9 protein-coding genes are annotated in these 21,304 nt (G+C 45.7%); all 9 read left to right on the top strand.

What is annotated here, in order from left to right; genetic code table 11:
* Window positions 1-157 precede the first annotated feature (157 nt).
* Complete coding sequence (locus tag AAAA78_RS10820) at window positions 158-868, top strand: substrate-binding periplasmic protein (protein WP_340592054.1); 711 nt, start codon at window positions 158-160, stop codon at window positions 866-868.
* Between the two features lie 90 nt (window positions 869-958).
* Window positions 959-1,249 (top strand): hypothetical protein, encoded by a 291-nt coding sequence (locus AAAA78_RS10815; RefSeq protein ID WP_340592053.1) that lies wholly within the window; start codon window positions 959-961, stop codon window positions 1,247-1,249.
* A 49-nt stretch (window positions 1,250-1,298) separates the two neighbouring features.
* Window positions 1,299-2,516 (top strand): hypothetical protein, encoded by a 1,218-nt coding sequence (locus AAAA78_RS10810; RefSeq protein ID WP_340592052.1) that lies wholly within the window; start codon window positions 1,299-1,301, stop codon window positions 2,514-2,516.
* Window positions 2,517-2,627: 111 nt separating this feature from the next.
* Complete coding sequence (locus AAAA78_RS10805; protein ID WP_340592051.1) at window positions 2,628-4,121, top strand: hypothetical protein; 1,494 nt, start codon at window positions 2,628-2,630, stop codon at window positions 4,119-4,121.
* Window positions 4,122-4,767: 646 nt separating this feature from the next.
* On the top strand, window positions 4,768-10,053 hold the full coding sequence (locus AAAA78_RS10800) for a tail fiber domain-containing protein (RefSeq protein ID WP_340592049.1): 5,286 nt from the start codon (window positions 4,768-4,770) through the stop codon (window positions 10,051-10,053).
* Between the two features lie 108 nt (window positions 10,054-10,161).
* Complete coding sequence (locus AAAA78_RS10795) at window positions 10,162-17,673, top strand: beta strand repeat-containing protein (RefSeq protein WP_340592048.1); 7,512 nt, start codon at window positions 10,162-10,164, stop codon at window positions 17,671-17,673.
* Window positions 17,674-17,837: 164 nt separating this feature from the next.
* Window positions 17,838-18,248 carry a hypothetical protein gene (locus AAAA78_RS10790; protein WP_340592047.1) on the top strand — a complete coding sequence of 137 codons (411 nt, stop codon included), beginning with the start codon at window positions 17,838-17,840 and terminating at the stop codon, window positions 18,246-18,248.
* Between the two features lie 161 nt (window positions 18,249-18,409).
* Window positions 18,410-20,551 carry a S8 family serine peptidase gene (locus tag AAAA78_RS10785; protein WP_340592046.1) on the top strand — a complete coding sequence of 714 codons (2,142 nt, stop codon included), beginning with the start codon at window positions 18,410-18,412 and terminating at the stop codon, window positions 20,549-20,551.
* 184 nt (window positions 20,552-20,735) lie between these two features.
* Complete coding sequence (locus AAAA78_RS10780) at window positions 20,736-21,230, top strand: CarD family transcriptional regulator (protein WP_340592045.1); 495 nt, start codon at window positions 20,736-20,738, stop codon at window positions 21,228-21,230.
* The last annotated feature ends 74 nt before the right edge of the window (window positions 21,231-21,304 follow it).

Genomic DNA, 21,304 nt, shown 5'->3' with positions numbered 1-21,304 from the left:
AATTTCCCTTCTGTGAGTTTGATGTTGCTAAAAAAGTCGCACTCCCGTATCTGATTAGTAAGAAGGAAATACTGTCGTGAAATATCTCTCTTTTATTTTTGTACTTTTGCTGAGCCCTTCGCTTTTCGCCCAAAAGAAAACCCCCTCTTTTCAGATTATGACGGCAAATTTTCCGCCATTTAGCTATATCGATGAAAAAGGAAAACCTGCAGGTTTTATGACTGAAATCGTCGACGAACTTTTACTCGAACTTAAAAAAGAGGGAAAAGTAGACCTTGCCAATACACCTATTCAAGTCTTTCCCTGGAAAAGAGCTTATAAAATCTCTACCGAAAACCCGAACATCTTGATGTACCCCTTGGGAACTGTTCCAGTGGAGCGTGAAAAATATTTTAATTGGATCGGTCCGAAAATGACCCGCAGTATTTGGATTTATGCTTTAAAAGAAAAAGCAGCCCAGCTTCAGTTGAAGTCGAAAGGGGAACTGAAAGGAAAAGTCGTCGGGGTGACGCGAGGATATTCATGGGCTGAAGATCTACAAAAACTGGGTGCCACCTTGGATGAAACTGTGGACGATAGAATGCTGGTGATGAAATTGATGGGACACCGGATGCCTTATATGGCCATCGATGAAGATGTGTTGGATTATGTTCAAAAGGAAGTAGTTAAAGAAAATCCCGTTTATGCAAAAGTCAAAATGGAAAAAATTGTGCGCTTATCTGATTTAGGGCATCGCACATTTGGCTTATCAAAGACGAGCAGTCCTGAGTTAGCAGAAACGCTCCGCAAAGCATTTGAGAATTTAGAAAAGAAGGGTGTTATCAAGCGACTTCAAAAACGCTATCCCTATTTGGAGGTTACAAACTAACTGTTGCTTGGGAAATATTTGGCAGCGAGATGGAGTCATTTTGTGTCTGCGATTTGCGGTCTAAATTTTGCTAAATCCCTAGCATAAGATATGAGCAAAATTATACTGGCCCTCACACTTCTAGCAGGATTCATTCTGAGCTCTAAAGCGGCTCCTGCTCAAACTTTTGACATATCATCTAAAAGGGACATTTTCGTCCTTAAGAGCTATCCAAACGTTATAGAGACCAAGAATATCTCTCACTCAGTTATCGCGGCTGATAAATTAGATCTTCTTGAGCTAGAAAAAAATCTGTCGCAAAAACTGAAGCAACTAAACAAGAATCAGCTTCAGCAGGGTGGCGTTGATTCCGGTGGCGGCACCTTGTTGTTGATCTGTTGAAGGCAGTATTTTGGAGAGCTCTTCACTGGCGCTTCTATCTTCGGAGCCGGTGTCATCTTCAACATATGAAACTTCGACAGTTGGAGCCGGGGTTCAAAAGACACTGGTGATTTTATTAAACTTTCCAACTTCGAAGCAAGTCTGCACGAAATCCCAAGTTGATAGTTTGATGTTTAGCGGCAGCTCCTCAGTTAATAAATACTATCAAGAAAACTCGTTTGGAAAAGTCGGATTTCAAGGCACAGTAACAGAGGCCATGACAATTGCAGCACCAGCGTACTGTGATTTAAACAGTCTGTCATCTAGTGGTGATGCGGTTGCAACTCAGGCAGGTTATGATCTTAATCTGTTTCAGAAGCGAGTTTACGTTCTTCCTCCTAATTCTTTAAAATGTGGTTGGACGGGGGCTGCCTTTACTGGCGGTAATAAAGTTTTCATTGATAGCAGTGGATGCAGCAACTCGATGGTTTATGCTCACGAGCTTGGTCATAGTCTTGGGATGAATCATGCGTCCAGCGCTGGTGGCGAGTATGCGGATCATTCCGACGTGATGGGGGATCCTTCATCAACACCTCACTTTAACTCTGTTCATAAGATTGCTATGGGATGGATTCCGTCGTCGCGTATTGCGAACATGAGCGGCATGGTGGGAACGATTGCTGATTACAGAGTTGCTCATCTGGAACAAGATGTTAACGATCTTCAAGCTGTTAAGGTCCCTATTGTTGGAACAACGGATTCTTATTATTTGTCGTATCGTCGCGGCCTTGGATTTGATTCCATTTTAAGTTCGGGATTTTTAGATTCCATTAGTGTGCATAGGGCTGGTTTGGGAACCCGATCCTATCTTGTTGGGACTGTGAAAGCTGGGGAAGTCTGGATAGATCCAACAGGTGCATTTAAAGTGCAGTTGCTTTCACGAGATACAACCTATGGCAATGTTCATATTGAAGTGAGTACTCCGGATGTTACTGCGCCATCAGTCCCTTTGAATTTGCAAGCCTCCGTGAAAACTGTCACTTCGGGGAAAGGTCGACGTGCAGTAACGACGACAGTTATTCACTTGTCGTGGTCGTCTTCCAATGATGATCGCGGTGTCCAAAAGTATTTGATTGAACGTAACGGTATTCTATATACTGTAGTGCCAGGTGCTGCATTCGATGATTCTTATTTGCTGCAGGGAATGAGTTACACTTATCGAATTCAAGCTGTCGATTATTCTGGGAATATTTCAGATTATAGTTTGCCTGTGACAGTAGGTCCGTAGTCGTTGCTTTTTGCTTTTTAGGGCAACGATACTTGAAATACCCTCTTCAAAAACAGAATTTGTTTACCGACATGAAAAACAGATCAAGAGCATCAACAAAGGGGAGATGTGATGAAGTCATTCTGGATTTTCTTTCTTTCGACGTCGTTGTTGATGAGTTCGGTGGGATTCTCTGAAGAAGGCGCCCCTTCCGTCGTGAATACAAGTGAAGATGCTCGAATCAAGGTTAGTGATGGTGGTTATACGGACGAAGCGCAAAAAGTGAAAGCGGCGACATCGCTGATTGTGCAAGAAGCAAAAAAAATGCCTGTACTGGGCGTTATGATCAATAACCCCGAAAGTCTCAAGGCATTAGATAGTGCGGCATCGTGGTATTCCAACGGACACGGGGCCTGTGTAAAGACTCAGAGTGCCGCTTCCTATGTTTGTAGCGAGAAAACCAGTCCAAAGCTTCAAGAGACACTCAATCAAATGAATATCTATGCAAATATGTTTGGAGCTGCGTTTGGGATCAATGACTCTTGTAGTGGTATGGGCCAAGCCATGTCTACCGTTAAAGCAGGTTTGACGGCCTATGTGACTGCTTGTTCAACAGCGAGGGCGGCATGCGAGTTATCGTGTTCCACTGTTCAAACAAATCTCAAACGTATTCTTGAAATCGTAAACGCGCATGAATCCTTTAGTTGCAGTGTGGACCCGAAGACACCTGCTGTGCAGATGGGAACGGCTTTGTCGGCCTGTGCAGACTTCATCGCGCTTAGAGATGCAAAGTTTGAAGAGATTAAATCAATTGCGAATAAAGATAATGACGAGAAGGGAAAGATAGACACTGAGAATAAATCTATCGCCCTGAAAAATGTTGCATGCACGTATTCCTACGTAAATATGGTCGCTTCCGCCGTCACGGGTATAGCCTCGATGATTGATTCAATGAAGCAAGCCTCAGCTTGTGAAGAAGCCTCTCGAGGAACAGCCTCAGTTGCTGCTGCTGATATGTGTTCGGATTCTACTAAAGCAAAAACAGAAGAATGCGTTTGCAGAAATCCCAATTCACCTGAATGCATTTGCATAAAAAATCCTCGCACAGCGGGTTGCGCGAATACTTTGCAAAAAAGCGCTCTGACTGACAGCAGTGGAATAAAAACGGGAGCAACTGATAAAAACAATCTTCAAGCGAAATCCGAGGGGCCTGGTTTAAGTAACACTCCAAACGGAATTGATGGTTTCAGAAATCCAAGCAGCAGTGATGGTGGTGGCGGAAGTCTTCCCGCAGGAAGTTCTGCAGGCCTAAGTGGTGGCGCTGGCGGGGGCTCTGGGGCGGCTCCGGGAGGTCATGATGGCGCGAACAAAAAATCACTAAATTCAAATGTTCTTGATGGAGCCAGTGGCGGTGGCGGCGGAGGACGTTTCGGGTCTTCTTTTTCATCGGGTTCTTCCAGTTCTCAATATCGGGCGTATCTTCCCGGAGGCGCTAAAGATCCCAACAAGGGAGTGGGGGGACAAGAGGCGTGGGTAAAAGAAGTTACAGGTTCCGGCGGAAAATCAAATTGGGAAAAAGTGAAGAATCGCTATCAGGATAACAAAAACACTCTCTTGAACAATTGATGGGTATTTTATGAAAAGCTCTTATTTAAAAAAGATTTTCTTGTTCTTAATCGCTTCTCAGTACGTGGTCACTTTTGCTGGAACCACTTTTGCGGCTCTATGAAAACATTTGCGATCTGCGTAATTGTATTTTTCTCTGAGTTGTCATTTTCTGAAGAAATTGAAAAGTCATGTTTCGATGAAGCTTATATTTATTTTCAATCGGCATATTACAAGAATTTGTCCAAAAAAGACGCGACGAAGGCTGCGAAAGAGTATTGTGTAAAAGTCGAGAACGGAGACTGTTTAAGGAAAGCATTTGGCTATTTTTATGGCTATATGAATTCTCATAATTACTATGCAGTTTCAAGAAACCATGCTTTCAAAATCTCCGAAAGCTACTGCAGCGCTAAAAAAAATGCAGATTGTTTATTAAACAGCTTCGCGTATTTTTATCCGAAGTACAAAGATGGAAAATCCAACGACGGTATATTTAGAGAGGTCGAGAAAATTTGCACTCGGGATTCTCTCAAGACGATGCAATTAATAGATTTATAATAGAACGTGAATATATTTTGATAATTGATGTGGCTTTCAAATTTTAAGCAACAATTTTGGGGTGCTTTCTATTTAGTGTAAAAAAATCTTTACCGATAGGTAATGTACTATGTACGTAACAGCTTTTTTCGCCATTGCATTCACAGCTATTTTCTCTTTTCATTCCAGTGCTTACGCAAGCCCTGGCTCTCTGACCTATCAAGGTCGTATTCTTGATTCTTCCGGAAGTCCTCTGGAGTATGAAGCGGTCCAGTTTCAATTTGAGATCACAAATCCAACAGGAACTTGTGTTCTTTATCGTGAAGTTTCGCAAGTAAATGATATGAGAAACTCCAATGGAGTTTTTGATATTCCTATTGGTACTGGAACTAAAAGTTTTCCTGCGTCTCCGACGTTCACTCTTCTAGAAGCTTTTGATAATACAAAGACATTTAACTGTGCCGCTGGTGGTACATATACTTCGGCGGACGGAGATAAACGAAAACTTCGCGTGCAGTTCAAGGATGCTGTAGGATGGAAGTTGATTTCTCCGGACAGTGATATTCGCTCTGTGCCTTATGCTGCATATTCAAAAGTGGCGCAACAACTGGGTGATAAAACAAGCAACGACTTTGTTTTAAAAACATCTCTGACAACTTGCGGAGCGAATCAATATCTGACTTTCGATGGAACTAATTTTGTCTGTCAAAACGATGCGGGAGCTTCGGGTGTCGTAACGAATGTAACAGGGACGTCTCCCGTTACGGTGACGATGTCCGGAAGTACGGCGCAAGTGTCTGTGAGTGTCGGAACGACGGCCAGTACATTGGCTGCGGGTAATGACAGTCGTATCACGGGCGCATTTCAAAGTGCGACTGCTCTTGGCGGAGATTTATCTGGAACATTGCCAAGTCCTTCCGTCGTAAAAATCCAAGGTAAGACTATTTCGGCGACAACTCCAAATGATGGCGAATTTTTAAAATACAACTCTGGCTCATGGACTCCATCCGCTCTTGCCGTCAGTGACGTCAGCAATTTGCAAACAACGCTGGATGGAAAAGTTGCGAAAAGCAGTCTTGTCACTTGTGATAGTTCCCAACAAACTTTGAGCTACAATATTGCGACGGGTGTCTTCACTTGTCGCAATATTGATGATAGCGCGAAATTGCCATTAGCTGGCGGCACGATGACCGGTGCTATTGAGATGTCCAACAATAATTTAACGAATGTTGGATATGTCACAATGGCTGCTGGGAAGAGCTTACATCTTTCCAATAACAGTTCCGATCCCTCTGGTTTGGCAACTGCGGATAAGGGTAAAGTTTGGTATAACTCAACGACAAATGAAGTAAAATATTGGGATGGATCTTCGGCGAAAACTCTAGGTGTTGCAGGCAGTGGTCTGCAAAGTTTCAATGGCCAGACAGGGAATGCACAGACATTGGCAACTCCGGGGAGTGCAGGGACAGCTCCCAATTGGAATTCTGCGGGTGATGCGCATACTTTGAATATTCCAATGGCATCAGGTGCGGGCGTAACGGCAGGTTTGATTAATAAGACGGACTACGATAATTTTAATAATAAACAATCTTCTGCTCTTGCAGACGGAAAAGTGTGGATAGGTAGCAGTTCTAACGTAGCAACCGCTGTGACTTTAAGCGGAGACGTCACGATCACAAATGCGGGTATCTCTACCGTTGGTAAAATTCAGACGAAGCCCATTGTAATCACGACTTTAGCTTCAGGTGAACTATTAAAATATGATGGCACCAACTGGATCAACGTTGCCTTAGGAATTTCTGATATCTCGGGCTTATCAACTCAGCTTTCAAACAAAATCAATGCGGGACAAATGCCGGCGAATTGTGCCTCAGGACAGACGTTGACGTTTTCTTCGCCGTCGGGATCTTGGGTTTGTTCTAATATTTCAATTAGCGATACACAGATCACTTATACTTCAAAAACGGCGAATACATTTTTGGCTGCACCCAATGGAAGTGCTGGCGCACCAACGTTTAGAACGATTGCAGCAGCGGATTTACCAGCAAATGCTTATGACTCGACCTATTTTAAAAATGGCGGGAACAGTTTTGGTGGCTCTGCTACTTTGGGAACTAACGATAATAATTCTTTGGCATTCAAAACTAATAATTCGACCCAAGTGACAATTGATCCTTCAGGAAATGTCGGAGTGGGAATCGCAAGCCCCACTGCGAAGCTGGAAGTTAATGAAACTTCCGGCGCAACTATTGATCTTCTTTCTGTGAACGATGTTGATTCGGTTCGCAAGATTCGCGTTACCAAAGATGCGCAAATAATTGCTGAATCAGCTGCGGGTTCAAATAATGCAATTCGTTCAAGAGTTAGCGGCGACGCCAATGATCGTCTGGCCATCAGTGGCGCTGGCAGAGTTTCATTCGGCGACGGTACGAATCCTCCAGATACTTACATAGAAAGATTGTCGTCTGGTTCAGGTGTTTCTGTTATGGGTGGAAACGTGGGTATTGGAACATCCTTACCCGAGTCGAAACTCCATGTTTTAGGTACTGGTTGGGCAGACAGCTCTATTTATGCGACTCGCTACGGGAATCATAATTCGGGCTCGGGAATATGGGGCGTGAAAAACAGAGGCGCGACGAGTAGTACTTATTCGCCTGTTCTTTCCGGGGATACGATCGTGACCTTTGGTGGAAGTGGGATTGTTGATACGGCTGGCACAGGAGTGTCGGCAGGCAATATTGCTATCGTTACGGATTCTGATTGGTCTACGGGTGTGACGCCATCGAGTATCGTTTTCAAAGTCAATGATGGAAATGATGTTTCTGCTCTGACTGAAAGAATGCGTATCAGCTCGTCGGGTAATGTCGGTGTCGGCACATCTTCTCCCTCCGTTTCACTTGATATCGGATCTAAGACAGATGCTCTCCGTTTACCAAATGGAACGACGGCGCAACAGCCGGGGGCTCCGCTGAACGGGATGCTTCGCTATAATACCACAACGAATTTACCTGAAGTTTATCAGAATGGCGCTTGGGTCAGCTTAACAACGTCTGCCGGTGGATCAAACATCACAACAAATTCATCTGGCGCCGTGACAGTGGCTGCGGGTGGAACAAATCAAAATGTGACACTGCAAGCTTCAGGTACAGGCGTAGTGACTTCTCCAAGTGTGATGACATTGACAAGTGGTCAAGCTTCAACGGCGTCAAATAATGGTGCCTTAGTCGTGAGTGGTGGTGTTGGTGTTAGTGGAAATATTAACGCTGACGGAAATATTTATTCCAGCGGCAGCATTTCTTCTGGAACAAGTATTTATTCTCCAATCATTTACGGTGGAGCTGCCGCAAGTGGAAATTTGACTTTGGATTCCACCTCGGATGTGACGAAGGGCAAAGTGATCATCGCGCCAAGCGGTGGCAATGTTGGTATCGGAACGAATAACCCGGGCTATTTGTTGGATTTATATCAAGCGGTCAATGGAACTGTTTCGGTTCACGTGAAAAATGACGATGCTGGTGCATCCGGAGACACTAGATATATTCTTGATAATGGAACAATATCCGGTGGTCTCCAGCTTCGGGGAACGGGCCACACCACGGCTCCCAATACTCTGAATCTTTATAATGGCGGAGCGAATCCTATTACGATTTATACTAATGGTGCTGAGCGAATGCGTATTGATGGAACTGGTAAAGTGGGTATCGGGACAACAGCCCCAACAGCGCCACTGCAAGTTTCAGCTGGGATTGGACAGTCGGGAATTTGGAGTAATTCAACAGCGCTTCCGACGGCTGCTGGGCAGAGAATGGGGGTCCTTGGTTTTGGCGCGGACACTGAAACAAGTAAAGGCCAGGCGCGAATTGAAGGATTTGCTTCGAAAGCATGGACAAGTAATTCGGATACGCCAGCTTATTTATCATTCTCGACGACTCCTGATGGTGCAACGGCTTACGTTGAACGTATGAGAATTAATCCAGATGGTAACGTTGGGATAGGAACAACGTCCCCCTCTGTGCGATTACACGTCGCGGGAACGCAATATCCTGCCTTGATGGTCGAAACTAACAATACAGCTGGGGCCGGTGATTCTCAAATATCTTTAAAAGGCAGTAGGTCGGGTGGGGGAAACAATCTAGCTTATATCAACGTCGTAAATAATGCTAGTGGTGGAGATATATCCGTCGCACGCGTACGATTTATCGCCGAATCCAGCACTGATGATGGTCGGATCGACTTTGATACGAAGCCGACCGGAGGTGGCTTGTCAACTCGAATGACCATCCGCTCATCTGGTTACGTCGGTATCGGCACGGCTTCTCCTGCAGGCCCTCTTGATGTTCAAGGTGGAACGAATGCTTCTGGAGCGGGTTCAGCAATTAATCTCATCGGACAAAATGCAGCGGCGGGTACGAGCAATGTCGGTGGAAACATTGTTCTCACAGCAGGTAATGCCGTCGCGGCGGCCACAAGCAAAACTGGTGGTAATGTGTTAATCACGGGTGGTGTGGGAGCATTTTTTAGTGGAAGTCCCATTTTATCACGAGGCGGAGGAGTCACTATCACGGGTGGAACCGGAGCATCTTCAGGACAAGGTGGAGCTGCATCGCTCACAGGTGGTAATGGTGGTGCGACTCTAGGAGCTGGAGGTGCAGCTACAGTTGCTGGAGGTGCCGGATCCGGAGCTTATCAAGGTGGAGCCGTATCTCTTGTCGGAGGAGCCGGAGGAGCCACAGATGCTAATGGTGGTAACGCGATTATAAATGGGGGTGCTCCAGGAGGAGCCGGTGCTTACGGAAATGTTGTTATTGCCAGCTCTGGTGGGAACGTAGGTATTGGAACGACGGCTCCATCGGAAAAACTTCATGTCGTTGGCAATCTTCGCGTGCAAGGTTCGACGGACTGTACGCTTGGTGGTGGATCTGGTGCAACGAACTGTACGTCTGATAGAAGACTTAAAACGAATATCAAAGAAATTCCCAATGCACTGGCAAAGATTTTAAGTCTTCGCGGTGTGGAATTCGATTGGAATGAAAAAGCCTTAAGTCCTGGTCGCCATGACATCGGAGTGATCGCGCAAGAAGTGGAAAAAGTTTTTCCGACAACAGTTATTGAAAATCCAGACTCTGGTTACAAGATGGTGGATTACGCGGCATTGGTTTCACCTTTGATTCAATCAACAAAAGAGCTTTACGGGATGTGTAGGGCCAGTGAAAGACAGATGTTAGATTTATCTTTGAAAATAGATCGCAACACTCGCGATATCGCTTCGTTAAGGATTGATAATTTTCAGCTGAAAAAGGGACAGCAAGTTTTAGAGAAAGAAAATGCTGAACTCAAAAAGACCGTTGAAATGATGAAACAAGAGAATGCTGAATTTAAATTGCGTCTCGAACGAATGGAAAAGTCTTTAAAATAATTTAAATTCAGATTGTGTTGTTGCGAGTTTTTGAAAAAGCAACGATATAATTTTAATCGAGTTTTTACAGCTTCATGACTGTGATCATTCTGCCGAACTACTATACATATGGAATGTAGTTGGAGTCTCACAAAAATCACGGTCGTTCTAGTTTCAATTCTTTGCTTTCCGCTTCAAAGAGCAGAAGCAACTCCGGAAAGCTTAACCTATCAAGGACGTATATTAAAATCGGACGGCACAGGCTTAGAATACAATAACGTCAGCTTTCTTTTTGAGATTGCCAATCCCAATGGAAGTTGCGTGATCTATCGTGAACAAGTTGACGGCATCAACATGACAAACTCCAATGGTGTTTTTGATGTGGCCATTGGAAGCGGAACTAGATTATTTCCAACAGGTCCTGTCTATAAAATCTCTCAAGCCTTCATAAATTCTGTGGATCATGCTTGTTCTGGTGGATCTACTTATACGGCTTTAGAAGATGATCTTCGTATTTTAAAAGTACAGTTTCATGATGGCACGGGATGGAAACAAATCAGTCCTTCCAACGTTATTCGTTCCGTACCATTTTCTCATTCCGCTTATTCAGCTGCAAAATTAGGAACTTTGGGCCCTGATGACTTTGTTCAAAAGACACATGTTCCTGGTTCCGCTTGTAGTGCAGGACAAGTTATTACTTTTGATGGAACTAATTTCAATTGTGTCACGGATGCAGGTGGATCGGGTGTCGTTACCGATGTTGTCGCTGGGGCCGGAGTCAGTGTTTCTGGTACGACAACGAAAACGGTGGGAGTTGTCTTTGGTTCCGCGGCTGGAACTGTGGCGCAAGGAAATGACAACCGCTTTAGTGATTCACGGACTCCGACTGGAACTGCCGGTGGGGATTTATCTGGAACCTATCCAAATCCTTCAGTGGCAAAAATCAATGGGACATCAGTAGCTGTTTCATCTCTGACATCGGGGCAGTTTTTAAAATATGATGGAACGAATTGGGTGAATGCCACTGTCGCAATTTCAGATGTTGCGAATTTAAGTTCGACATACTTAACTCAAAGTGCTTTCAATTCTTATGTCAGTTCTGCTTCATGTACGTCAAGCCAAACCATGTACTGGAATTCCGTTGCTGGTAACTTTCAGTGCCAGTCCGTTAATGTGGGCGTTGCAGGGGACGTGAGCGGATCTATCGGTGCTGTCAGTGTTGATAAAATCAAAGGCGTTGAGGTTGATGCCGTAGCACCTACATCAGGACAAGTATTGAAGTTTGATGGTGCCAAGTGGGCTCCAGCTAGCGATAGTGCTGGTACTGGAACGGTCACAAATGTTTCCGGCACAGCACCCATTAGTGTTGCGACGGGAACGAGTACACCTGTTGTGTCAATCTCCCAAGCGGGAAGTGGTAGTGCCGGTTATTTGTCTTCTGCTGATTGGAATACTTTTAATAATAAACAACCTGCAGGCAACTATGTGACATCTCTGGCGGGGGATGTGACAGCCAGTGGGCCAGGGGCTGCTCCAGCTACAGTAGCAAAACTTCAAGGTAGTACTTTGACGATTACAACTCCTGCGAGTGGTGAGTATCTTAAGTACGATGGAACTGCATTTGTGAATTCAACACTCAATGCCGCAGATTTAAATGGAGCAATTCCAGCGGCAAGTCTGCCAGCGTTTTCAGGTGATGTGACCTCTTCGGCTGGATCAACGACGCTCAGCTTGGTAAATACAGGAACTGCGGGAACCTACTATAAAGTGACTACGGATGCCCAAGGTCGAGTGACTTCTGGAAGTGCGGCTTTAGTTGCCGCGGATATTCCAAATTTAAATTGGAGTAAAATCACAGGCGGAGTTCCAACCACACTATCTGGATATGGAATTACTGACGCCGTTAAAAACGCTGGGGGCGTCGGAAATATCTCTGCAGGTCTTGATACAAGTAAACCAGGGACTCCAGCGGATGGGGATCTTTTCGTCGCGACGGATTCGCAAAAAATTTATAGATACAATGGATCTTCTTGGGATCTAGTCAGCTCTGCTGGCGGAACGGGCGGAACTGTCACTTCAGTCACGGCAGGAACAGGTCTTAGTGGTGGTACGATCACGGGAAGCGGAACTATTGGGCTTGCAAATACAGCGGTGACAACGGGCTCATATGGATCGGCGACACAAGTTCCGTCGTTTACGGTTGATGCTCAAGGACGTTTGACAGCAGCTACCAACGTTACGATTTCCGGAGTGGCTCCTGGCGGAAGTGCGGGTGGAGACTTAGGCGGTACTTATCCAAATCCGACTGTCGCAAAAATTCAAGGTATGGCTGTGAGTTCCACAACTCCTTCAGCAGCAGGACATGTGCTTCGCTATGATGGATCGACTCAATATGCTCCAGGTTATTTGAGTTTGTCGGACATTCATTCAAGTGTCGTTCCTACGAGCACGGCTTTTCCCGCGACAGCTTGTACTGCGGGACAAACACTCACATGGGTTTCTTTGAATGACACTTTAGCTTGTTCGACGATCGCTATTGGTGATTCACAAATCACTTATTCATCAAAAACTGCAAATACATTCTTAGCGGCTCCGAATGGCAGTGCGGGGGCTCCGACGTTTAGACCAATTGCAACAGCAGACCTTCCTGCGAATGCTTACGATTCGACTTATTTTAAAAATGGCGGAAATAGTTTTGGCGCGGCTTCATTGGGAACCAACGATGCAAACTCACTGGGATTCAAAACCAACAACAGCACACGCATGACAATCAATACGTCCGGTAACGTGGGAATCGGTACAAGCAATCCGCTTTCGCGACTTCAGTCGGAGGTTACAAGTACTCAAACAAACTACGGTACATTAGTGCCAGCTGAGTATGGGCTGATATTGAGAAACACTTCGGCGACAAATAATACAATGAACGTACTCAGCTTTGCTGATGGTGGCAGTATTCAAGTTGGTCAGATTGGTACAGTTAATACAGACCAGACGAACCACTACGGCGATCTTTTCCTGAGCACAAGAGGAGCTGACACAGGCACCATGACGAAAAGAGTAACTATTCAATCCGATGGGGATGTGGGGATTGGGACGAGTTCTCCCGCGACGAAATTAGCTATTCAAAATGACGCTGCTGTTGCAATGAGTTTCATCAATAATAATTCTGGAAGTAATCAGGCAGCAGATTCTGAAATTGGGCGCATTGGATTTTATCCTCGATATAATGGTGTAACTTCGAATGAGGTTGCAGCAGTGTCGTCGATCTACACAGGAAATGGAACAACTCGTAAAGGGGACCTAGCCTTTCTGACAACGGACTCAGCGGCCCTTGTCGAAGCTATGCGCATTAAAAGCTATGGTTGGGTCGGAATCAATACATCAAATCCAGGTTCTGAGTTGGACGTGAATGGAACCATCACTGGTAATTCTGCGCAAATCAATGGTGGAATGAATAACTCTAGCGGTGCTGTTTACGGATTTAATGGAGCTGACTTGGCTTTAAAAACGAGCTGGTCAAACACCAGACTGACGATCAAAGATGGCACTGGCAATGTCGGAGTCGGTGTAAGTTCACCAGCGACAAAACTCGATGTTGCGGGCGCAGTTCGCGTCGGTACTGATTCAACAGCATGTGCTGCGGGAATTGCGGGAGCCATTCGTTATAATAGTGGCAATGTCGAATATTGTAATGGCACAGCTTGGACTGCTTTTGCTGCCAGTGGAGCTGGGATTACTTCTTTGAATGGTTTGACTGGAAATACTCAAACATTTGCAACTCCTGGGACTTCGGGCAATGCACCAGAGTGGTCCTCTTCGGGATCGGCACACACATTAAACATTCCAATGGCTTCTGCTTCAAGTGTGACTGCAGGTCTTATTTCTAAAACAGATTACGACTCATTTAATGCTAAGCTTGGAACGTCGACAACTTTCTCTGGTGATGTCAGCGGCGCTTACAATGCTACGATTGTTGATAAGATCAAAGGAAAAAGTGTAGTTCCAATTGCGTACTCAGCGGGTCAAGTGCTGAGATATGATGGAACAAACTGGGTGAATGCGGCTGTTAATGCCGCAACAGATTTGTCGGGTCTTGTTCCTGTTGCCAACGGTGGTACAGGTGCAAGCTCCTTGGGATCTGGAAATCTTTTAGTCGGATCTGGAACAGGAGCCGTCACGTCTTTGGCTGCCGGAAGTGCAGGCAACGTTGTGTATGCAACGGGTGCGACCACTTGGTCCAGTGGTTCTCCGGATGCTGCGGGACTTGTTGATAAAACAACGACTCAAACGATCAGTGGTGCGAAAGCTTTCTCGAACTACATTCAAATGAATGCGCAAAACTCTGTGAGATTTGCGGATTCTGATTCTTCGAATTATGTGGGGCTTCGTGCGCCTGCGACAGTGGGAACAAATGTCACTTGGACATTGCCAGATGTCGATGGAACAAATGGACAGGTTTTAAGTACAAATGGCACTGGCACTTTAAGCTGGCTTTCTCCAGCTTCGGGAAGTGGTGACTTTAAAGCCGACGGTACTGTTGCAATGACAGGCGCGTTGAAGGCAGCTAGCGGGACAGCAGCAGCACCTGGTGTTACATTCTCGAGTGATACTGGAAACAACACGGGGCTTTTCTTGCCCGCGCAAGATGCAATTGGTTTGAGCACTGGCGGAAGTGAACGTGTGCGCATTGATTCCTCAGGGAGTGTTGGAATTGGTGCTACGTCTCCAGTAAGAACGCTGGATGTTCGTGGCGATGTTATTACTTACTCTAGCAATGGAAGTTATTCTGAAGGAACCAACTTGGTTTATACGGGAGCTTCGGCTAACGGTGGTGGATATAACTTACATGTTGCCTCTACGGGAATAGCGCCATCCTCAAGTACAATGAAAGGTTCTTTCCGAGTTCGCAATGGCGGAAACACGAATTTATGGATCAATAACTACTACGCTTCTACAGACCATACAGCGATCGAATTTAATAACTCTAACAATGATATTTGGATGACACCTTCAGGTGGAAATGTGGGTATTGGTTCTAGTTCGCCAGGATCGAAACTTCACGTGTCTAAAACTCCTATTAGCTCCACTGATTATGTCGCACGTGTTGATAATAACGGAAGCGGCACTTACGCAACGGGCTTTTTAGTTTCCAACTCCAGCGGTTCCGGTCACAAATTTGTTGTCGCCGCGGGAACAGCGGGAACATCTTTGCTGGCTAGCGGCCCTATGAGTTTTGCAACGAGCTCGAACCTCGATCTCAACGCGCCTACCAATACGCGAATGACGATTGATGCTTCCGGCAATGTGGGGATCGGAACGACAGGTCCGACTAATCCTCTGGAAGTGGTTTCAAACACGGATGCCATTAAATCCGCTTTGGTGGGATCCAACAACAGTGCTGGGACATCAGCCGGCATGCAAATTCAATTGAGCAACGGCACGACAGCTTATTCGTTCGGAGTTTTGGGAGCTAACAATACATCATTGCCAACTTACGGGACAGCAGGCAGTGTCTTTATTCGCGCGGGCGGATCTAATAATGGGTTAAATATTATTCAGCCTGTACCAAATAAAAATATTCAATTCTTCGCTGGAAATGATGCCTCAGCAACTCCAACATTGGTTTTATCAGGAACTAATCAAAGAGTTGGTATTGGAACAGCCAGTCCCGGCGCGAGTCTTGAGGTTGTGGGTCAAGTGAAAATCACTGGCGGCACACCTGGCGCTGGAAAAGTGTTAACGTCAGATGCTGTGGGTTTGGCAACATGGCAAACTCCGGCAGCGGGAAATCCTGGGACTGTGACGGAAGTCACGTCTGCCAATGCCTACTTGTCTGTTGCGACGACAACGTCAACTCCCGTGATTACAGCCAACGTAGGAACTGCGGTGAATACTTTAGCGGCGGGCAATGATGCAAGATTTACGGATGCGCGTACTCCAACAGGTTCTGCTGGCGGAGATTTGTCAGGAACATATCCCAATCCTGCGGTTGCGAAAATTCAAGGAAATGCTGTGAGCACTGGGACTATTCCTGGTGCTGACATTGGAAAAGTTTATCGTTGGAATGGAACGAGCCTCGCTGCGGCCTTCTTAAATTTCGGAGATTTAAGAACAGCAGCGGGAGCCCAACAGTTAACAGCCGTGTGTGCAGCGAATGAAAAAATACAATGGTCTGCTCTTACAGATGCATTCACTTGTCAGACAATCGGTTCATTAAATGCTTCGGCAATTACTGCGGGAGTTATTGACAACGCCCGCTTGCCAGCCTCTGCGACGGCTTGGGCTGATGGTGGATCTGGAAAAATTTATTACAATGGTGGCAATGTCGGGGTTGGAACCGCGACTCCGGCTACCGCACTGGAAGTTACAGGAGCTGTTCGCGTTGGTGAAGAAGCCATCACGTGTTCGAGTTCTCTTGCGGGGGCGATGCGTTTTAACTCAACGATCGGTATTATGGAATATTGCTCTGGAACGAATTGGATATCCATGACGGCGCAATCAAACTCTGTTCCTGCAAACACGGTTCTTTTAATGGCATCATGCCCGGCTGGATGGACCGACAACGGCATGACTGGAGGTGGAACTGGTCTAGTCACCTGTAACGGAGTAAGCTGTCACCAATGTCAAAGCCCGACTTCGAGTTCTTTGATTCCAGCCAGTTCTGTCGTATTAATGGAATCATGTCCTTCCGGATGGACTAATCTAGGAGCTGCAACAGGAACTGCGATTGCCGGTTATCAATCTCAAAACTTTACTTCATGTCAAAGCCCTGCTTCGGCGGTGGCTCTTCCGATCAACTCGCGGGTGATGTCTTCATCTTGTCCGTCTTCTTGGAATGATCTTGGTGCAAGTGGCCCGGGAACCTTGTTGGCTACATGTGGTGGCAGCTCTTGCCGAGTCTGTGAAGTTCCGGGAGCTAATTTGCCGACACATATTCAAGGAGCGTCAGGAGCGACGACATCGAGCGGACAAGGCTTTGCGCTGGTAGCAGGCGCGGGTGGAACCACATCGGGATACGGTGGTGGTGTGACCATCAATGCCGGTATGGCACCGGCCGAAGGCATGGGTGGCGGCATTGGAATCAGCGCAGGAAATTCCAATACGGCCACTAACATGGCTTACGTGGGTGGAAGTATTAGTATAAGTGCCGGAGTCGGCGCTTATACTGCCCCAGGTGGCAGTATAACGCTCAATGCCGGAAGTGGAGGAAGCACCAATGCAAACGGCGGAAACGTTTCGCTTAGTGGTGGAGGGGCGACCGGTACGGGAGCGATAGGATATGTTCTTTTGAACCCATCCAATGGAGGAAATGTCGGCATCGGGGCAACAACTCCTGTGGCGAAATTGGATGTGAATGGGGGCGTGCGTGTCGGATCCGATAGCTCAGCGTGCAGTACTTCAAACAAAGGAACAACACGCTATAACTCCACAGAAAATATCATGGAGTATTGCAATGGAACTTTATGGTCTGACTTCAATCCTCCGGGCACACATTGTGGATATTATTCTCCTAGAGGGAGTGCAAATTGTCGCGGGGTTGACGTAACAACTTCTTGTCCCGCGGGATATACTAGAACTTTACTAATGATGCAGACATCACCGGGAGATGCCCTTGACTACTACACGTGTTTGAAAAATTAAAATATTATTCCGTAAGCTTTTTTCTGCGGGGGAAGGGCTTTTTCTTTCGCACGGAACTTGCGAATAAACTGCTGTTCCGCAAATTTATTTTTTTCGATATTCCGCTTGAACACGACAAAAAACCTTGTCACTATTGATTTATAAATCACAAGGATGTGGTTCAAATGAAAAAAAGTATTCTCAGCATTGTTACGGCTTCGTTTTTAATTTCTGTGAACTCTTCTTGGGCTGCGACTCGAAATTATCAAGTGAGCATGCGCGTGGGGCTTAAGGGGCAATCTCCGATCTCTATTAATACGGTAGCCAAATCCGGCAAAAAAAGTTTCGTAAGTCAGTTCTCTGATGACGGACAAACAGAAACTTTGGTTGAAGTTTTCGCAAAAAAATCTCAGGTGAATAAAAAAAACGGTCTTTACATGGATGTTCTCGTAACAAAACGTGTGCGTGGGCAAGCTAAGGCCACTGAGAGAGCACAATTGTTTGCTCCCGAAAATCAAGAGATGGAAATTGGCATGAATTCCAAAGGAAGAACTGCTGGAAATCTGTCTCTCGCCGTGATGGCTCACCAACTCTAAAGGTACCTGCTTCCCTCCGTGTTGAAAAAGTACATTGATATGTTCTGTTTTTGCACGGAGGGAAGCAGGTACCTCTTTCTTTAGCCGCGGCGCAATTAGAATTCTTTATTGCTCCACGACTTCGGTCGTGATCTGATTTTCCTCGTAGAGGGGGGAAATCTATGAATCATCTTGTGAAAAATATCACAGTGGCATCCGCTGTTGCGATGTTAACAGTGAGTGCAGCAAGTGCCGGCACAGTTTTGAAACTGAATGCAGGCGCCATTGATACGAATAAAATCTCTAACAACTACGCCGCATCTTGGATGATGGAAACTCAGGCGACTGAGTACATCGTGCAATTTAAAAAGGCGATCACAGAAGCTGACAAAGCAAAACTTAAAGGACAGTTTGAAGTTTTCGGTTATCTTCCAGATGATGCTTTAGTGGTTCGCGGTACTTACGCAAATCTAGTTTCTTTCAAGAATAACCACCCAGAAGTTCAAGCAGTGGTTAAATATGCTCCTTCTTATAAAGTAAGTTCTCAGTTCGAAGTGGCGAGCATCTTTAATAAAGACACGGTTCAAAGTGTCTTAGTGAAGATCTTTAAGTCTTCTGAGGCTGAAAAAATCGCTTCTCAAATGACGGCACTAAATCCTCAAGTAGAACTTCAAGTTGTTGGTGGAAAGTCTATTATGGCTTTGGTTCCTCGCGGATCAGTAGCTCAAGTGGCAGCATTGACAGGTGTTGAAAACGTTCAACCAACTCCAGAGATCGAACTGTTTCACTTCGTGATGGATCAAGATATTGCTGGTGATGTTCACGCAACAGCGGCAGGCGATTACTCGGATCTAACAGGTGACGAGCCTGGAACTCGCGTGATGAAATTTGATGCCGCTTGGGCACAAGGCTTCACAGGCCGCGGTCAGATCGTTTCCATGGCTGACACAGGTTTGGATTCTGGAAACGTAGCTTCTATTCATCAAGACTTCGCAGGTGGAGTGACTTCAGGTTACCCATTCGGTTTGTGGTCTAAAACTTGGGACGATCCAATGGGTCACGGAACTCACGTTGCCGGATCTGTGATGGGTCGCGGAACAGCTTCAAAAGGTCTTCTTAAAGGCGGAGCTTACGAAGCAAAAATGGTGGCTGAAGGTATGTGGTCGCCAATGCTTAAAAACTTAAGCGTTCCTTCGAAACTGGGTGATCTTTTCACAAAAGCATACTCTGAAGGCGCTCGCATCCATACAAACTCTTGGGGTGGTGCTCGTACTTTTGGTGCTTACGACAACTTCGCAATCCAAGTTGACGAATGGCTTTACGCAAATCCTGATATGTTGATCCTATTTGCGGCTGGTAACTCTGGCGCAGATAAAAACAAGGACGGCCGTATCGATGCCAACTCCATGGCGTCTCCAGGAACAGCGAAAAACGTTCTCACTGTGGGAGCTTCTGAAAACAAAGTTTCTACAGGTGGTATCCAAGTTCCAATCAGCAAACTAAGAGCAGCTAAAGATGAATGGCCAGCGGAACCTATCTACAGCGATTACATCTCTAACAACGAAAATGGTTTGGCGATGTTCTCTTCTCGTGGACCTACAAGTGATGGCCGTGTGAAACCAGACATCGTGGCTCCGGGAACAAACATCTTGAGCGTTAAATCTCAAGTGAAAGACGCTTCTGATTTGTGGGGCGCTTACAACAAAGACTACGTTTGGTCGGGCGGTACTTCAATGGCAACGCCGTTGACGGCAGGTGCTGCGGCAGTGGCTCGTCAAATCGTGATTGAAAAGTTGGGCGTGCAAAATCCATCAGGCGCTTTGATGAAAGCCGTGATGATTCACACAGCAGTTGATATGTATCCGGGGCAATTCGGTGAGATCGGTGCGGCTCGTGGTCAGGAGATTTTGACTCGTCGCCCGAACTCTGACGAAGGTTACGGTCGTGTGGATGTTTCCAATGTTTTGAACTTGGGACCAAAAACGAAGTTGATCGACAACCGTAACGGTGTCGCGCAAGGATCTGAGGATTCTTATGAGTTTACTTTGACTGGCACTGGCAAGCTTTACGCGAACCTTGTTTGGACAGATGCTCCAGGTTCGGCGAATGCCGCTCAAGCTCTAGTAAATGACTTGGACTTAGTTTTGACGATGCCTAACGGTCAAACATTGAGCATGAACGATCACATCAACAACCTTGAAATGATCGAAAAAGCAGGCCTTCCGGCTGGAACTTACAAATTGACTGTAAAGGGTTATAAAGTTCCTCAGGGCAAGAACGGCGCTCAGGCTTATGCACTTGTTTATACAGCTACTGAGTTGTAATTCTAGTTTATCGTTATAAGTTATTGGTATTACTAAAAAAGGCTCGGTTTATTCCGGGCTTTTTTCTTTTGAAAAATCCTCTGAAATTATTTCCAGACACGGTGCTCTGATTTGATAACTTGTGTCAAATTTGATAGAACGTTGAAGGTCGTAACCCTATCTAATTTCAGGGGGAGGTTCTCGAATGCAAACGTTTAGTATCGGTGATAATGCAGTTTATCCTGGATATGGCGTTGTTAAAGTGGTTTCTATTGAAACCAAAGAAATGTTGGGCACAAAGACAACATTCTACAATATGCAGTTAGTGGACACGGGCCTGAAAATCATGATTCCAACAACGAACGTTAAATCTGCGGGACTTCGTCCTATTATTTCTAAGACAGAAGCAGCACGCGTTGTAGGTATTCTCAAAGAAAAAGACATCAAGATCGACAACCAAACATGGAATCGCCGTTATCGCGAGTACATGGAGAAAATCAAGACAGGTTCTGTTTTTGAAATTGCTGAAGTTTTACGCGATTTGTTCCTTCTAAAAGCGGACAAAGAGCTTTCCTTCGGCGAGCGCAAGATGCTTGATTCCGCTCGTAGCCTTCTTCTAAAAGAACTCACTTTGGCAACAAGCCAAGAAGAGCTTTTCAAAGAAGAAGAAGTCAAAGCGATCTTCGGTATCACCGCGTAAGCCGCTGGACGAACTCCAAAAAACATAATAAATTCAAGGCTTGGTTTTAAAGACCAAGCCTTTTTTATTTTGGA

Source organism: Bdellovibrio sp. BCCA, from assembly GCF_037996825.1.
Lineage (GTDB): Bacteria > Bdellovibrionota > Bdellovibrionia > Bdellovibrionales > Bdellovibrionaceae > Bdellovibrio.
Note: the sequence above shows the minus strand (reverse complement) of the source record. Positions and strands in the feature narration are given on the sequence as shown.